The sequence below is a fragment of the Selenomonas sp. genome, from assembly GCF_057272215.1.
The window spans coordinates 149,601-167,447 of record NZ_DBHIUY010000001.1; the positions used below are offsets into that span (position 1 = coordinate 149,601).

The 17,847-nt window shown below is 59.6% G+C and carries 4 protein-coding genes; all 4 read left to right on the forward strand.

The window, feature by feature from the left end; translation table 11 throughout:
• Window positions 1-348 precede the first annotated feature (348 nt).
• The 4 genes from ACO5Z0_RS00715 (at window position 349) to ACO5Z0_RS00730 (ending at window position 17,835) form a co-directional block, all read left to right on the forward strand.
• Window positions 349-2,568 carry a transporter substrate-binding domain-containing diguanylate cyclase gene (locus ACO5Z0_RS00715; protein ID WP_485648794.1) on the forward strand — a complete coding sequence of 740 codons (2,220 nt, stop codon included), beginning with the start codon at window positions 349-351 and terminating at the stop codon, window positions 2,566-2,568.
• Window positions 2,550-3,887, forward strand: coding sequence for a tetratricopeptide repeat protein (locus tag ACO5Z0_RS00720; RefSeq protein WP_485648795.1), 1,338 nt, complete (start codon window positions 2,550-2,552; stop codon window positions 3,885-3,887). The genes ACO5Z0_RS00715 and ACO5Z0_RS00720 overlap by 19 nt, the downstream gene beginning before the upstream one ends.
• A 598-nt stretch (window positions 3,888-4,485) precedes the next feature.
• On the forward strand, window positions 4,486-6,267 hold the full coding sequence (locus ACO5Z0_RS00725; protein WP_485648796.1) for a ShlB/FhaC/HecB family hemolysin secretion/activation protein: 1,782 nt from the start codon (window positions 4,486-4,488) through the stop codon (window positions 6,265-6,267).
• 90 nt (window positions 6,268-6,357) lie between these two features.
• Window positions 6,358-17,835: an MBG domain-containing protein gene (locus ACO5Z0_RS00730; protein WP_485648797.1), complete on the forward strand. Its 11,478-nt coding sequence runs from the start codon at window positions 6,358-6,360 to the stop codon at window positions 17,833-17,835.
• Window positions 17,836-17,847 lie beyond the last annotated feature (12 nt).

Sequence of the window (17,847 nt, forward strand, 5' to 3'; positions counted from 1 at the left end):
TATATGTTCAGCCGCCGCATGAAGCAGCATGAGATGTTTTTCGCCTGCTTCCTGCGATGGTATCCGCAAAGAAGCACGTTGTATATATGTCCGCACGCCTTACAGAAGTATAGGAAATCCTCCGCTGCAGACAGATGAATGGTCTGTGGCGGAGGATTTTGATTTATCGGCGCTTTTTCTAGGCATTTCCGGTGAAATTTTGTGCATACGATATTCTTTTCAAGCGTTGGCAGCGGCTTCTCATGATATTTTTATGCTATATAGTGAAAGTTCGAGAAGAATCTGCTATACTATAGTCAGTAAGAAATTGTGTCATAGGCGGTTTGTCCAGGAGCCGCAAAAGAGGTGTTGGAATTGAAACGAGGCATGTACTGCGGTGCGGTATTTTTTCTTGTCTTACTGTTGATGTTCGTTTCGGGCAGGAGCACTTCTGCCACGGACTCGACGACTGTGCTGCGCGTGGGCTGCCCCGATGTGTCGGCGTTTCCGGACGGTTCGCCCGAGCAGCTGCTTTTCAGCTATACGAAGCGTTATCTCGATGAGATTTCACGCAATACGGGCTGGCAGTATGAGTATGTGCCGCTGGATGAAGTGAGCGCTCGTGAGATGCTGCGGGCAGGGCGCATTGATTTGTACTTTCCGGCGGAGTATAGGCAGGACGATCAGCAGGATTTCTCCTACAGCATAAACAATGCGGCATTTGCTGTGCTTTCTCTCTATGTGAAGGAAGGATCAACGATGGACGTGCAGGATCCTTCTGTATTATCCGGCAAGCGAATCGGTGTTTTAGCCGATGGGGTTCATGACTATGCTGTCGTTTCTCTCCTGCGCGACGAAGGAATCACGGTGGAGATCTTGAAGTACGCGACGTCCGACGAGCTGCACCAAGCCCTTGCCAACGGCGCAGTCGACGCCATCGCGAATCGCGCGACGCAGCAGCGCGATGGCGAGACGCTCCTGATGCGCACAGCGCTCTTGCCCGCCTGCTTCCTCGCGGCGAAGCATCGTGAGGGGCTGATCAAAAACCTCAGCGATTTTGTCTACTATACGGAGACCGTCAATCCCAGTTTTGAAACGTATCTGACGCAGGTGTTCCTCGATCGTGCACAGAGCCAGATCGTGCGCTTTACTGCCAAGGAGACGGCGTATTTGGCGAACGCGCCTGTCTTGCGCGTCGCGTATGTCGGCGGGCACTCGCCGTTCTTCGGCGAACGTCTCGAAGATGGCGTTCCCGACGGCATTTATCCGAGCATCCTGCAGGCGATCGGTGAAAAACTCGACCTGCACTTTCGCTTCGTGCGTGCTGAGGACAACGACCATGCACTGAAAATGCTGCGCGAGGGCGAAGCAGATCTCTTCTTCTGCATTTACAACAATCTGCCGTCGATGCGCGACTTTTTCTTCACGGCGACGTTTGCCTCAGAGGATTTTTCCTATGTCGTGCGGCGCGGTACGGGAGAGATCCCGATGGGGTCGGCGCGCGTTGCGCTGCCGCGTTGGTTTTACGGTGCGCGTACCTATCTGAATATACAGCATCCGAACTGGCAGATCGTACCGCTTGACGAGCCTGCCGACTGCCTGCGCCTGCTTGACGACGGCGGCTGTGATTTCGCGCTCTTGCCGTCGCTCTTTTTGCAGCAGAGCAGCCTTTTGTCGCTGCATCCGAGTCTCGTCGTCATTACCAGTTATTCGACGGAGCTGCCTGTGAGCATTGCGATTTCCGATCATCAGCCGCGTGTTCTTCAGTCGGTTTTGACGAAGGGCATCTTGAAGCTCGATGCGCGGCGCGTGCAGGAGATCGTCAATGAGCACATGATGGGGCGCTTGACGCTGACCGCCATCACGGCGCGTTACCCCATGCAGACGGTGGCGCTCGCTGTCATTCTTCTGCTTTCCATATTCATTGCGATGTTCCTCATCGAGCGTTCGCGTACGCAAAGACATCAGGCGGATGTGCTCCTCGCGAAGAACGAGGAGCTGGAGAAGGCGATCGAGGAGCAGCAGAAGCTGATGCGTGCGCGTGACATCTATAAGCAGGAAGCGGAACTGGATCCCTTGACGGGGCTTTTGAATAAGAAGGCGATTCAGTCCGCCTGTGAGGCGATGCTTGACGGTCCTTTGAAAGAGGGGGCATTCCATGCGTTTTTCATCATGGATCTCGACCATTTCAAGGAGATGAACGACACTTATGGTCATCAGGCGGGCGACGCCGTCCTGCGCCGCTTTGCACAGGATGTACGCGCGATCTTCCGCCAGTCGGATCATATCGGGCGCTTTGGCGGCGATGAGTTCACCGTGCTCATGCCAAATGTGACGACGCCCGTCGCTGTCGAGCGTCATGCGCGGCAGCTCATGACGGCGGCGCAGGAGCTTGAGGTGCGCGACGATCGCTCGCTTTTGTCCGTGAGTATCGGCATTGCGCTGGCGCCGATGCATGGGACAACGTACGATGAACTTTTCCTCGCAGCCGACGCCGCGCTTTACGATGTGAAGCGTGCGGGACGCAACGGTTGGAAGATCTATGACGTGAAAGCGGATGGGGGGATGTTATGTCCGGAAGGAGAATGATGCACAAGGTGCGTCGGCTCTTGGCTCATGCCGCTCTTTTTGTCGCTTGCGCCGCGCTCGTATTCTTGCCGTCTGCGGCGCAGGCGACGGTCAAAGGAGCGGCTGAGGGAAGCGTGCAGGATGTGCAAAGGACGCAAGCCGCCCGCACGGTAAGCAAAGAGCCCGTGCTTATCGCGCGACCGACCTTCAGCGCCGAGCTTCCTGCGGCGATCAACGAGAAGGCGGCTGCTGAGGTGCGCTTTTCTATCGCCGAGCCTTTGACGGAGCCGCTTCTTGCGGAGGAAGCATCGCCCGAAAGCGTCTCCATCTTAGGCGCGGCGGAAGCGACTGAGGCGCAGATGGCGGCGTTCATCCGGCGGCGCAATCCGCAGCCGAAGCTCGCCTGCTCCGTCGAGGAGATCGTGCATCTTTATTATGAAGAAGCCGGACAAGAGGGCGTACGCGCCGATATCGCGCTTTGTCAGGCATTGAAGGAAACGGGCTTCTTTGCTTACGGCGGCGACGTTCTGCCCGAGCAGAACAACTACTGTGGCTTAGGTGCGACGGGAAACAAGGTCAAGGGCGCATATTTCGCTCTGCCGCGAGAGGGCGTGCGCGCGCACATCCAGCATCTCATGGCGTATGCGACGACGCGCCGCCCAAGTCTGCCGCTCGCCGACCCGCGCTATGATCTCGTGCGCATCTATCGCCCCGACATCTACGGCAATATCAAGAACTGGACGGGGCTTAACGGCGTCTGGGCTGTACCCGGGACGTCCTATGGGCAGGACATTCTGCTGCTGCACCGCGAGGCGACGGCTCCCGATGCATCGGACGCTTCGCTCGCATTTGCCGAGAAGAAGGTGCAGGAGAAAAAAGATGCCGCCGCCTACGTCTATCGAGCCATCGTTCAGGAAAAGCGCGGTGCGCATGAAAAGGCGATAGCCGACTTGGAAAAGGCGCTCTCACTCTCGCCGAAAAACGCCGCCGCACGCTATAATCGTGCGCTTCTCTTCGCGGCGGCAGGGGATGAGAAGCGTGCGAAGGACGACTTGGAGACGCTTGTCAAGTATCATGCGGACTTTGCCTACGCGTGGTACAATCTCGGCGTCATGAACCTAAGAGCCGGCAAGAATGCCATCGCCATGCGCGATTTCGAGCGCGTGCTCGCTCTCGTGCCGCAGTCGGCGAACGCCCAGAGCAACATTGGCGTCGCCCTCGTGCGTGAAAAGCGCTATGAGGAAGCATGGCGAGCCTTTGCCCGTGCCGCTGAAATCAACACGGCGAATCCGACGGTGCTGATGAATCAGATCATCTTCGCCGCGTGCCTGAAAGAATAGGCTGTGCTTGACGTACACCGTGCCGCGTCGTATAATGAATATGAAAAGGGTGCTACCGGTAGACGGTCAGCCCCAATGTAATACAGGTAAGAACCCCCGCCTACGATTGGATGCCGAAGGCGGGGATTCTTATTTTGCTTTGATAGCAACGACGCAAATCGTCACCATGAACATCAACGATAAAAAATCGTACAGTTCCATAAGCAGCGCCCCCTTTCAGGGGCTAAGAATCGACCGCCTACCGTCTTGGTAGCACCGAGTATATTATAGCATATAAGGACAGCTGCCGCCTGCTTTTTTTGTACGAGAAGCCTCATCCTTACATGGGGTGAAAAGCCTAATTTTAGAAAGATCGCATAGAAATATATAATATCTACTAGGAAAAAAGCCCGATTTATGGTAAACTACACACATAAACGGTCACTTTGTGGACATGATGTGCCGCCCTGAATGAAAGCTGCCCGAGCAGTCTGCGCCCTTTGGGCTTGACTTTTTGGGCTGACATAATAATTGTAGAGTGATACGTGCGACTGTTGATTCTTGAAACTGTTGTGAGCGCATGGAAAAGAATGGTATAGATTTGAGAGGAAGAACGCGGATGAAGATGCAGGATGCGAGAATAATGCGACATGGGTCTTTGGTTGCGAGACGGCGTAAGACGCTGCCTTTTGCCGTCAGCTTTGCTTTGCTGAACGCGCTGCTCGCTCCTTTTTGCGTCGAAGCGGGAACGGTTCCAGATGCGGCGCGTGATGAGCAGGCGGCGATGATGCGTGCGGCGGCGGGTGAAGCGCCGATGATGGGCACGAGCGCCGCCGATGTGCCGTCGCCGGAAGGTGCGGCTGCCGCTGCCGCCGCACCGCCTTCAAAGCGGCAGAATGCGGAAGAGAGCGCGATTTTTGTGCGCCGCTATACCTTTTCGGGCGAGAACCCTGTGACGGACGAGGAGCTTCGTGCGCTCCTGCAGCCGCACAAACGCAAGTACGCGACGCTTGCGGACCTCGAAGCGCAGGCGGATGAAGTCACGAAGTATCTGCGTGCGCACGGCTCGTTCGTCGCTTTCGCCTATCTTGCGCCGCAGACGTTCGAGGACGGCATCGTAGACTTCACGATCATCCCCGGACGTTACGACAAGATCATCATCAATAACCATTCTTATCTGACAGAGAATGCCATTCGCCGCGAGATGGGTATTTCCACGGGCGAACTTGTGAAGAAAGCGCCGCTCAATCGCGGCGTCTGGCTGACGAACGATCTCTCGCGCGTTGAAGCGCGCACGCAGATCAAGGCGGGCAGCCGTCAAGGCACGTCGGACATCGTCATTGACGTCAAGAACAAGGGCAATCGCATGTGGGGCTACGTCGGTCTTGACAATGGCGGCTATCGCTACACGGGACGCTACCAGTACAGCGCCTTTCTGAACTACGCAAGCCCGTTTCGCGAGGGCGACCTCTTCTCCGTCGGCGGCATCGTGTCGAACGGCGGCATGTGGTCGGGATCGGCTTCCTACTCGACGCCGCTCGCCAAGCAGGGCGAGCGCGTCGGCGTCAGCTACGCACGCTCGCACTATGTGCTGGGCGGCGACTTCTCCGCACTCGACTACACAGGCGCCTCGGAGACCGTGAGCCTCTGGTGGCAGCACAACTTCCGACGCGGCCGCGACTTCAACCTCTATGGCACGCTGCGCTTCGACTGGAAGGATCTTGAGGACGAAGCGAAGGGCATGTCGTACAAGAACCCTAAACATGCGCACAACTGGGTCGTCGGCATCAACGGCGACAACCTCGATCATATATGGACGGGCGGGCGCAATACCTTTTCACTGAACTATACGCTGGGCGATCTTTCGATCGACGAGGAGCGCCAGCGGCAGTACGACGCTGTGACTGCACGGACGGCAGGGCATTTCGGCAAGTGGAACCTGAACCTGACGCGCCTGCAGCACATAGACGACCGGCTCTCGCTCTACCTTTCGTATAGCCGCCAGTGGGCGAACAAGAACCTCGATTCCTCGGAGAAGTTCTCACTCGGCGGACCTTACGGCGTACGCGCGTATCCGGTCGGCGAGGCGTCGGGCGACGACGGCTGGCGCTGGACGGCGGAGCTTCGCTGGAATTTGCCGACGCGCGAGGGCGACGAGAATATATGGCAGCTCATCGCCTTCGCCGACGGCGGTCATGTACAGCTCTATCACAACGGCTGGTCGGGCTATACGGGGCCGCAGAGCCGCAGTCTCTACGGCGCGGGCGTCGGCGTCAATTGGAGCAATCAGGCGAACTGGGTCGCGCATCTGCACTACGCTTGGAAGATCGGTCATGAAAAGGCGGTCTCCGACACGGATCGCAGCGGCAGATTCTGGTTCCAGATTTATAAATTCTTCTAAAATCAAATGGAGAGCCAAGCGGTCTATATGCCTTATCCGGACCTCTTGGACGTTCAAATATAGGATTTCAGATGAAAAAGGAGAAACATCATGGGCTTCACGAAAAAACACCGCCGCGCGAAGAATGTGTGCGGCTTCGATCCCTTCATGCTGCGTTTGCAGGAAAATGTGCGCCGTGCGCTTTTGAGCGGCGTCGGCGTCATGGCTGCGGGCGCGACTCTCGTCGGCACGAGCGCACCCGCCTACGCATTGCCGCAGGGCGGCGAAGTCGCTGCGGGCGCGGCTGAGATTGCTAAGAGCCAGGCGGAGATGGCGATTCATCAGACAACCGAGAACGCTGTCATCGACTGGCAGAGCTTCAACATCGCGGCAAACGAGCGCGTGAATATCTTCCAGCCGAATGCGCAGGCGGCGCTTTTGAACCGCGTGCTCGGCGGGAATCCTTCGGAAATCTTCGGCACGCTCACGGCGAACGGGCGCGTCTTCCTCGTCAATCCCGCGGGCGTCCTCTTTGCGCCCGGCGCACAAGTCGATGCGGGCGCGATCACGGCTGCGGCGATGAACATTACGAACGCCGACTTCATGGCGGGCAAGTATGCCTTCGTTGGCGCAGCTGAGAGCGGCAAGGTCATCAATCGCGGCACGCTTCGCGCAGCGGATGCGGGCGCGGTCGCGCTCCTCGGCAGGGACGTCGTCAATGAAGGCGTCGTCGTCGCCAAGAAGGGCGCGGCGATCCTCGCAGCGGCAGAGGACGTCACGCTCGATTTCACGGGCGACGGCAAGGTCACAGTTGTGCCGTCAAAGGCAGCGCTCCGTCAGACGGTCACGAATAAAGGCATCGTCGAAGCAGACGGCGGGCTTGTATTCATGACGGCGGCGACGGGAGACGCGCTTGTTTCTTCCGCCGTCAATCAGGAGGGCGTCGTGCGCGCCGCGAGCCTTGACGGCAAGGCGGGCGCCGTCCGCATGACGGCAAACGACGTGCGTCTCGCTGCAGGAAGCGTGACGGACGTGAGCGGCGCTGCGGCTGGCACGGTCGAGATCGGCGGCGGCTGGCAGGGCGCGGGCGATCTTGCGCACGCGAAGAATGTCACGATCGAGCGCGGCGCATCTGTGCGTGCCGATGCGACGGCAGCGGATGCCGCGGGCGGCACGGTCGCCGTATGGTCGGACGGTATGACGCGCTTCGCGGGCGAGATCACGGCACGCGGCAAGGGCACAGGCGCGGGCGGCGCGGTCGAGACGTCGGGTGCGAAGGTGCAGATTACAGGAAGCGTCAACGCCTCGTCCGAAGCGGGCAAAGCGGGCGAATGGCTGATCGACCCCGGCGACATCGAGGTCAAGGCGCGGGCGGCGGGCGATCCTGAAGCCGGCTCTCAGGCAGACGTGCAGACCGTCACCAATTCGCTGAACGGCGGTACGTCTGTAACCATCCAGACGGCGAACCTCACGGGAAATGACGATCACTCCATCACCGTGACGGACGCCATCAACAAGACGGCGGGCGGTGATGCGACCCTCTCCTTGAAGGCGACGGGAAGCGTCAACATCAACGCCGATATCAGCTCGACGGCGGGCAAGCTCAATGTGGACATTACATCCGATACGAACCACCGTGCGGGCGGTCGTGTCACTGTCGCGAACGGCAAGCAGATCAAGACGCTCGGCGGCAATGTCAAGATCGGTGGCGGTCTCATGGACAGCGGCGTTGGATTTGCCAACTCGCAGAGCGCGGGCGAAGCGGGCATCATGCTCGATCATGCCGTGATCAATACCACGGCGGCTGGTACGGCGGGCGGCAATGTCGAACTCGCAGGCAGCACGACAGCAGACGCGGCAGGCGTATCTCTCTCCGGCACGACGATCACGGCGGGCACGGGCAAGGTCACGCTCATTGGCAAGTCCACGGGAAGCAATGCGACGTTTGCCAAGGGAATCTCCATCGACGGCACATCGAGCATCACGACGCGAAACGTCGAACTGCGCACGGATTCCCTCGACCTCTCGGGCACGATCACGGGCGACGGCGACACCACAGGCTCGGCGAAAGTCTGGACGCTTTCGGATGGCAAGACCATCAACTTTGGGGGAGGCACGGGCGGACTTGATCTCGCGGGTGATACGTTCACGTCTGCGGGAAAGATTCGGAACTTCAAGAAGAATACGGTCGGCGATGCCGCGAAAAAGGCGAATATCGTCGCAAACGGCGTGACGGCGGACGAAGAACTGGAAATGTATACGGGCGCAGGCACGCTGACGATCAGTGGCACGGTGAGCGTCGCTTCGACGCACGCGCTGACGCTCGGCTCGAAGAACGCCATCACGGGCGCCGGCGTCCTTACGACGGACGCACTCAAGCTCGATGCGGCGGATGCGACCGTGAACCTCACGGGCACGAACGCCGTCAATAAGCTCGACGGCAAGGCGAAGGCGCTGACACTCAAGAACGGCGGCGATCTCAAGGTCGGCGAAGATACGGGGCTTGTGACGACGAACGGTGCGGACGTCGAAGTGACGGCGGGCGATCTCACGGTCGGCGCGCACGGCATCACGAACGGCGCGGGCGCGATGAAGCTCAAGGCGAGCGGTACGCTCAAGCTCGATGCGAATGCCGAGGTCAAATCGACGGGCGCGGCGGCGACATCGCTCGAAGCAAATACCGTTGAATTTGCTTCGGCGAGCAAGGTATCGACGGCAGGCGGCACACTCGATGTCAAGACGGATGCGCTGACGCTTCCTTCGGGAGCGCAGGGCACTCTTTCGAGTGCAAACGGGAAAGTTACGGTTGATACGAAAACGGCGGGCAAAAAGATCGCCGTCGGCTCTTCGACGCCCTCCGACCTCGTGCTGCCAAACCTCGATTTCATCAACTCGGGCACGGGCGAAATCCAGATCGGCAGCGCGAATACGGGCGATGTCGAGATCGGCGCAGCCGATGTCAAAGCGCCGCTCTCTGTCGAGTCGGGCGCAACGCTCAAGTTCTCGGGAGCGCTCTCGAATACGGGCAATAAGAACACGACGTTCAAGGCGAACACCGTGGACTTTGCTGCGGGCGCAAACCTCGCGGCGGGCACGGGCACGATGACGATGACGACGGACAGCGTCACGAACTGGAACGATGCCGCGTTTGATGATACGAACGGCGCGGGCACATTCGTCCTGAAGCCCAAGACGGCAGGAAACTTCACCGTCGGCGGCACGGGGTCGAGCACGCTCGTCTCGGATGCAGGCTTTGGAAAGCTCAAAGCGGGCAATTTCTATAATGTGAGCATTGGTTCGAAGGACAATGTCGGTACGGCGACGCTCGCGGGCATTTCTGCGGGCAATATGCCCAAGTATACGAGCATCTTGACAAAGGGTAAGATCGACATCACGGGCACGGTTCATGGAACATCCGGCGATACGCTCGCGCTCCATGCCGATGCGCCGGGCACGACGCTCGGCGACGGGCTTTCCCAGAGTGCGCCCCTCGAAGTCGGTAACTTGCTGCTTCTCGGCAAAGGCTCGATGGATCTCAGCACGCAGGCGAACAAGATTGAAAATATCGCCGCCGATATGGCGGACGGCGATCTCAAGCTCAAGAATCGGACGCACATGAAAGTCGCTGTCGTTAAGAATCGTACCGTCACGCCGGAAGCGGATGTCGATGGGCTCAAGACGAAGACAACGGACATCAAGCTGGATGCCGGACAGAAGCTCACGGTCGAAGGCAAGCTGAATTCAACGGGCGATACGAAGATCGAAGCCGACGACCTCGACCTCGGCACGGGCAAGGTCAACGTCGGCAATCAACTCACGCTCGAAAAAGCGACGAAGACGCAGGCGATCAACGTCGGCACGAATGCGGGCGACTGGAACATCAACAATGCCGCTTACGGCAAGATCAAGATCGGCAACAGCGATCAAGATGCCGACATCAATATCAAGGGCGCGACGTTCAAGAACCCGTCGGATATCGAGACGAAGAAAAAGGTTGTGCTGACGGGCGCGACGAAGGCGGGCGCAAACGGCGGCTCCGACATGAAGATCACGGCGCAAACGGCGGAACTGCCGACGGCAGCGGATACGCTCGCCGTCAAGAACCTTGACCTCAACCTCTCGGGCGGACTTGACCTTGGACACGGCAAGGTCAAGGGCGCGGCAGACGGCAAGATCACGATCAAGGGAGCATCGGCGTCACAGGACATCGTTATCAGCGATGATCCTTCCCACGCATCGGGCGGAGAGTACCGCATCGCCTACCGCACAATTAACGACACACTCGAAGGCTTTAAGGGCTTCGATGTCGCAGGTGAGAAGCATGTCTACTTCTACGGCGGTTCGGTCAAGAAGTCCATCAATGCGGCGGGCAAGCTCGGCGTCGAGGTGCGTGACAATCTCACCATCGAGGGCAAGGGTACGAAGCTCAAGATCGGTGCAGATCCGACGCAGGCAGGGCACGATCCCGCCTCGGTCATCACGGGAGGCTTCACCGTCAAGCAGGGCAAGACTGTCCATGTGAAAGGCGTCGGCGGGACGAGCAAGGAAAACGGCGCGGAAATCAATATCCAGACGGGCGGCAACATCCATCTCGAACAGGGAGCTACACTGAAGGTCGAGGGCAACTATGCACAGGCGACGCTCAATGCACGAAGCGGCGATGTCGTACTGAACGAGGATGCCAAGGTGCAGGTCGCTCCCGGCTCCACACCCGTCTGGGTCGATGTCACGGGCAACAAGCTGCAGCTCGACGCACGCGCTCAGCTCGACTCGGGCACCGATACCGTCGGTGCGCTCCGTGTGCATACGGATGAGATCGTCACGCCGACGGCGGACGACAATACGACGAACATCGTCGGCAAGAGCGGACTCGTCATCACGCGAAAGACAAATGGCGATCTGACGCTCAACAACGTTTCGGCGGGCGCAGGGCTTCATGTCACGAGCGACCAGCTCAACGGCAAGCTCTTTGGAAAAGATTTCAGCGAATTGGTTCTCGGCGACAATCGCAGCCAGACGGTCACGATCGACGGACTTGAAGCGAACAACCGCGTCGTCGTCAAGACAGCGGAGACGGGCAAGACGGTCATCGGCGCGGGCGGACTCAAGGTCGGCACGGACGGCTCCGGCAAGGACTACAAAGTGACGCTGACGACGGGTGCGATTGAGAACTCAGGCGGTGCGGGTGTCATGAACATCGGTGAGGGCAGCACGCTGAATCTCTATACGAACAGCATCACGAACCTCGCGGCGCACGGCAGCAGTCCGTCCGTCACGGGCACGGGCACGCTCGGCATCGGAACGTACAACGGCTCGAAGACCATCGGGCTTGGAGACGGTGCGACGGGCGACCTGCAGCTGACGAACAATAAGTTCACACAAGTATTCGGTCCGAACTTCTCGCATTACGCCATAGGCAACAGCACGCAGGGCACGATCAATGTGAAAAATTCTTCCCTCGGGAAGGACGTGACACTCCAGGCGGATAACATCAACTTCGTAGGAGATATGACGCTTGCGGCGGACAAGACGCTCGTTGTCAATGCCAAGACGGCGGCAAATCAGACGGCGGGCAAGATCAAGGCGACGAAGCTCGCCGCCGTCGGCGGCAATATCGCGCTTGAAAAGGACAACGAAATCGGCACGCTCGCCGCCGACGCGCTCTCCGTCAAGGTCAAGTCGAACGCCTTGACCATCGGCGAGATCACGACACCTGCGGGCGCTCCCGTTCCCTCGCGCACGATCACGGGCGTCAAGGCGGGCGAATCCGGCGGCACGGCGGGCGACGTCGTACTCTCTGCAGACGCCATGACCTTTGATAAGGCGGTCGAGGGCAAGGGCAACTTGACCGTACAGCAGGCGAATGCCGCGACGAATTTGAGCGTCGGCGCGACGGGTACGGGGCTGAATCTGCCGGAGAATCTCTTCGGCGGCAATAAGATCAAGGACGGCTTCAAGCACGTCTACCTCGGCAGAGAAGACGCGACGGGCGCGACGAAGGTCGGCGGCAATCTGAACTTCGTCGATCCGACGACAATCCGCTCAGGGAAAACCGCAGGTTCGATGACGGTCGACGGTTCGGCGAACATTCAGACGAACGGCAACGACTTTGCACTCGAATCGAAGAATTTGACGACCGATGCGGGAAGCAATGTCGATACGGGCACGGGCGCGCTCACGCTCAAGACCGATGCGATTGACCTCAATGGCAAGATGAAGGGCAAGAAGGCGCTCAATATCCTGCCGATCTCGCACGATCGTGACATCAAGCTCGGCGGCGAAGTGAACGATCCCGCGAAGCTCTCGCTGCTCGATAAGTATTTCAATGGAAACAACCGTCAGTTCTGGGAGTATGAGATCATCAACATCGGCGACCGCGGAGGCGGCGGACGTCTCTATCAGAGCGGTACGATCGACATGCCGTTCACCCTCAACATACAGCAGGCGATCACGAGCGGTACGGGCGGCGTCAACCTCTCCGGTTCGATCAAGACGCACGGTCAGAACTATACCGTCGCCAGCCGTGAAGTCAATCTCGACGATGCGCATATCAATGCGGACGGCGCCGACCGCGATCATGACGGCAACGTCGCCATCCATGCGGACAAGCTCAACACGGCGAACGGCAGCACGATCACGGGTCACGGCGACGTCTCCTTCGATACCTATACGCCGGGCAAGACAATCAACTTCGGCACGCCCGGCGCGGGCGGCTCCGCATCCGATCCCACGCTGCCGTCCGATATCTTCAGCGGCACGGGGCTTCTGCGAAAGAATGCTGACGGGACGGGCTTCAAGCGCATCCGCATCGGCGGTCAAAACGCAGGGAATGTCAAGGTCGGCAACGTCGATCTGCCCGAAGGGCTTGCCGATGCCGTATCCATCAAGACGAACGGCGCCGTCACCTCGACGGGCGTCCTGAAGTCCGTGCCGACGCTCGAAGTCGAAGCGAACTCCGTCAATCTCACGGGTCAGAACGAGATCAAGAATCTCGGCAATATCACGTCCGCTACAGGTGTGACCGTCGAGACAAAGGGCGGCACGAATGTCACGGGCAAGATCACGGGCAATAACGCGCCGATCAATATCAAGAACAAGGACGGCGGCAACGTCACGATCGCACCCGGCGGGAAGATCGTCGGCACGGGTACGTCCGATGTCGTCATCGAGGCGAAGGGCGGCGCGTTCAAGAACAAGGGCGGCGCGAACGCCATCCAGACCGCGCCCGGTCATCGCTACGTCGTGCATACGGAGGACTCGGTCGAGAACGAAATCGACGGGCTTGTATTCGAGTTCCGCCGCTACGGCACGGACTACACGCAGAGAGACAGCATCACGATTCCGGCGGGAAAGAACGCGATGTTCTACAAGCACCAGCCGGAACTGAAATTCTACTCGACGCGTGCTTACGGCGATGACAACAGTACATTCTTCAACTCGACGTCGGGCTTCTATATTCAAGACGACGGCAATGAAAAGCGTCGTGCGCTCGACAAGACAGAGGTCGACTATATCCGCGACCATGTGCAGGATTCGGGCACGCACAATTTCGGCACGACGAAGCATACGAACGTCAATGCCGACGTCAATACGGCGGATGGCACAGTGACGAATGCGAAGACGGATGTCAATATGCGTTCGGGTGCGCATACCTACGGCTCGGATTCGACCATTGCCAATGAGAAGATCACCTACAAGGGACACAACGATCTTAACTACAAGATCACGGTTGACTACCGCATCGTGCCGCGCGTCGTCACGGTCAAGGGCAAGACGGAGACGGTGAACTACGACGGCACGGCGCACAGCTACACGGGCAACGCGGGCGTCACGTTCGAGAACTTCGCGAACGGCCAGACGGCGGCGACGCCGGGACTGCTCTCGGGTTCTGTTTCCTATACCCCGATTGCAGACGCGTCGAAGACGACGGGCTACGCACAGGGCGCCGTCCATGCGGGCGAGTATGCAGTTGATCTTAAAAACAGCAATCTCTCTGCAAATAACTACAAATTCAAATATGTGCAGGGCAAGCTGACGATCAAACCGCGTGATATTCACTTCACCGCACCGAGCGGCGAGCGCATTTACGGCACGTCAAACGACAGCGTGACGATTCCCACACCGTCGTATATGGGATCGCTTGTCTCCGGCGACAGCTTCGCCAAGTATACCGTCACAGCGGTTGATGGCGGCGGTAACGCTGTCACCGAGCGCACGGGTGTCGGATCGTACACGATGTCGCTCCAGGGCGTTGCTCTTACTGCGGGCAGCCGCAGTCTTGCGACGGATTATAACATCACCTCTACCCCCGGCACGCTGACGATCAAGAAGCGTCCGCTGACCATTACGGCGGGCGACAAGAGCCGCGTCTACGGCGATGCCAACACGACGGCGGGCTATGTCAACAATACGGGCAAAGTCAACGTCGGCGCGACAACCGCGACGGCGGGACTTGTCAACGGCGATGCCATCGACGATGTGACGGAGACGATTGACCCGTCGGCAACGGTCACGACGAATGCGGGCACGGCAGGTCTTTGGACAAAGGCAAGCGCCGCGCACTTCTCGCAGGGCACGGATGCGAACTATGACATCACTTACGTCAACGGACACTTCAACATCACGAAGCGTGCGCTGACGCTCGCCGCAGGCGACAAGAGCCGTATCTACGGTACAGCGAACAGCACAGCGGGCTATGTGGGCGGCACGAATCTTTTCCGCGTCAAGACGGGCAACCTCGTCAACGGCGATGCGATCTCTTCGGTCACGGAGACGATTGATTCGCGTGCGACCGTCACGACGGATGCAGGCACGGAAGGGCTCAAGACGAAGATCGCAGATGCCGTATTCGGCACGGGAAATGCCGCGAACTACGACATCTCCTACGAGGACGGCAACTTTGCCATCACGCCGCGCGACTTGACGCTTCGCGCAGGAAACAAGACGCGCATCTACGGCACGGAGAACGCGACCGCCGTCTACACGGGCGGCACATCGAAGTTCCGCGCCGACGCTGCGACGGCGACCACGGGACTTGCGAACGGCGATACGATCGCCGACGTCGATGAATCGACGGACGCCCTTGTTACGACGAACGCCGGCACGGCGGGACTCAAGACGCAGATTACAAATGCACGTCTCATGGGCAATCGTAAGGCGTCGAACTACAACATCACCTATGTGGACGGCGGCTTCGCGATCACGAAGCGCGACCTCTATATCAAGGGCGGCGACAAGAGCCGCACCTACGGCGACGGCAATGAAACGGCGCACTACGTCAACGGCACGAACCGTCTCAACGTGCGTGCGGCAGACGCGACGACGGGACTTGTAAACGGCGACGCGATTTCATCCGTCACGGAGACGATCGATCCGACGGCGACCGTCACGACGAACGCCGGCACGGCAGGTCTTTGGACGCGCGCCTCTGCCGCGCAGTTCTCGCATGGTACGGATGCCAACTACAACATCCACTACACAGACGGCGCCTTCCATATCACGAAGCGTGCGCTGACGCTCGCCGCAGGCGATAAGAGCCGCATCTACGGCACAGCGAACGCGACGGCGGGCTATGTGGGCGGCACGAATCTCTTCCGCGTCAAGGCGGGAAGCCTCGTCAACGGCGATGCGATCTCGACCGTCACGGAGACGATCGATTCGCGTGCGACCGTCACGACGGATGCAGGAACGGCAGGGCTCAAGACGAAGATCGCAAATGCCGTATTCGGCACGGGCAATGCCGCGAACTACGACATCTCCTACGAGGACGGCAGCTTTGCCATCACGCCGCGCGACCTCACGCTTCGCGCAGGCGACAAGACGCGCATCTACGGCACGGAGAACGCGACCGCCGTCTACACGGGCGGCACATCGAAGTTCCGCGCCGACGCTGCGACGGCGACGACGGGACTTGCGAACGGCGATACGATCGCCGACGTCGATGAATCGACGAATGCGACCGTCAGGACAAATGTCGGTGCGGGCGGGTTGAAAACGCAGATTACAAATGCGACGTTCCGCGCGGGCAAGGCATCGAACTACAACATCCACTATGTGGACGGCGGCTTCGCCATCACGAAGCGCGACCTCTATATCAAGGGCGGCGACAAGAGCCGCGCTTACGGCGCGGCGAATGGAACGGCGCACTATGTGAACGGCACGAGCCGTCTCAATGTGCGCCATGCCGATGCGACGACGGGACTGGTGAACGGCGATACGATTTCCTCTGTCACGGAGACGATCGATCCGCTGGCGACGATCACGACGGACGCGGGCACGCCGAACCTCCGGACGCGCGTCTCTGACGCGCAGTTTGGCTCGGGGCTTGCCTCGAACTATGCAATTCACTATGCGGACGGCAGCTTTGCCATCGTGCCGCGCGAAGTTCTTGTCACAGCGGGCAATGCCGTGCGTGACTACGGTGCGCCGAATCCCGTCGTCACGGAATACACCGTCGAGCGCGGCGACCATACGTCAGAGCGCGGACTCTTGGCGGGCGATGACCTCACGGGCGTCGCGACCTACTACGACGCCGCCATTACGCCGCAGACGGCGGGCGGGACGTATGCGGGCGTCATTCACATCGACCCCGCATCCGTTGCTGCGGGCTATACGGGCGCGACCACGCTTTCCAACTATCGCTTCCGCTATGCGCCCGGTGCGCTGACGATCAAAGTGCGCGGCTTCGATATGAGTACGCCCGAGGGAAGAGCCGTGACGACAGGCAGCACAGCCGCCTCGCAGATCGTTGCAGGCTTGGGCGGCAGCCACATCGGCAGCCATAGCTCTGCGACAGGCGGCATCGACAGCATTGGCACGAGCGCAGGCGGCACATCAAGCTTCGGCGGCACGAGCACAGGCAGCGGCAGCGCGCCTGGCATCAGCGGTACAAGCACGAGGGGCGGCACGATAAGCGGCGGCAAGAGTACAGGCAGTACATCGGGTGCAGGATCTGCAAGTCGCGTAGGCGTTCCGACATCCGAGCAGCCGCGCGATACGACATTCGCCGACGGCGTGAACGTCACCATGCCGCAGGATATGGCAGCGACAAGCTGGCAGAGCCGCGTCGTCGTCACGGCAGGCGGCGCATCCGAAGCGCACGACTACGTCGAAGGCGCGGACGGCTCCTTCGGCTTCGACCTCGCCAGGACGCGCGGCAACTACGGCATCCACGACGAAATTCCGGGCGGCACGGCAGAAGCTATCCCCGTCCTCTTCACGGACGGGGTCTCGCGTGACCTCGACGGTATCTATTCCGTCAACTATGGCTCCGGCAAGCTTGCGATCAAGCCCGCCTCGAAGAAGGTCGAGATCCCCGATCCCAAGGAGATCCGAAAGACCGCAGAGCAGACGTTGCGCTTCCTCTACCAGACGCAGAACGGCTCTTACGAAGTCACCTTCGGCAACGGCATCGTCACGCTCTATCCGCAGGACGACGCCGCACTCGCCATCATCACGGGCGATGACAAAAAAGCCGAGCGAGCCGTCCTTGCCTCCGGTCTTTTGACCGCCGTCGAGGATCTCGGTGTGACACCCGTAGAAATCCGCGCCGTCTATGTATTCAAAACGATGGACGAAAGCGCAAAATAAGAGAAACCTCGA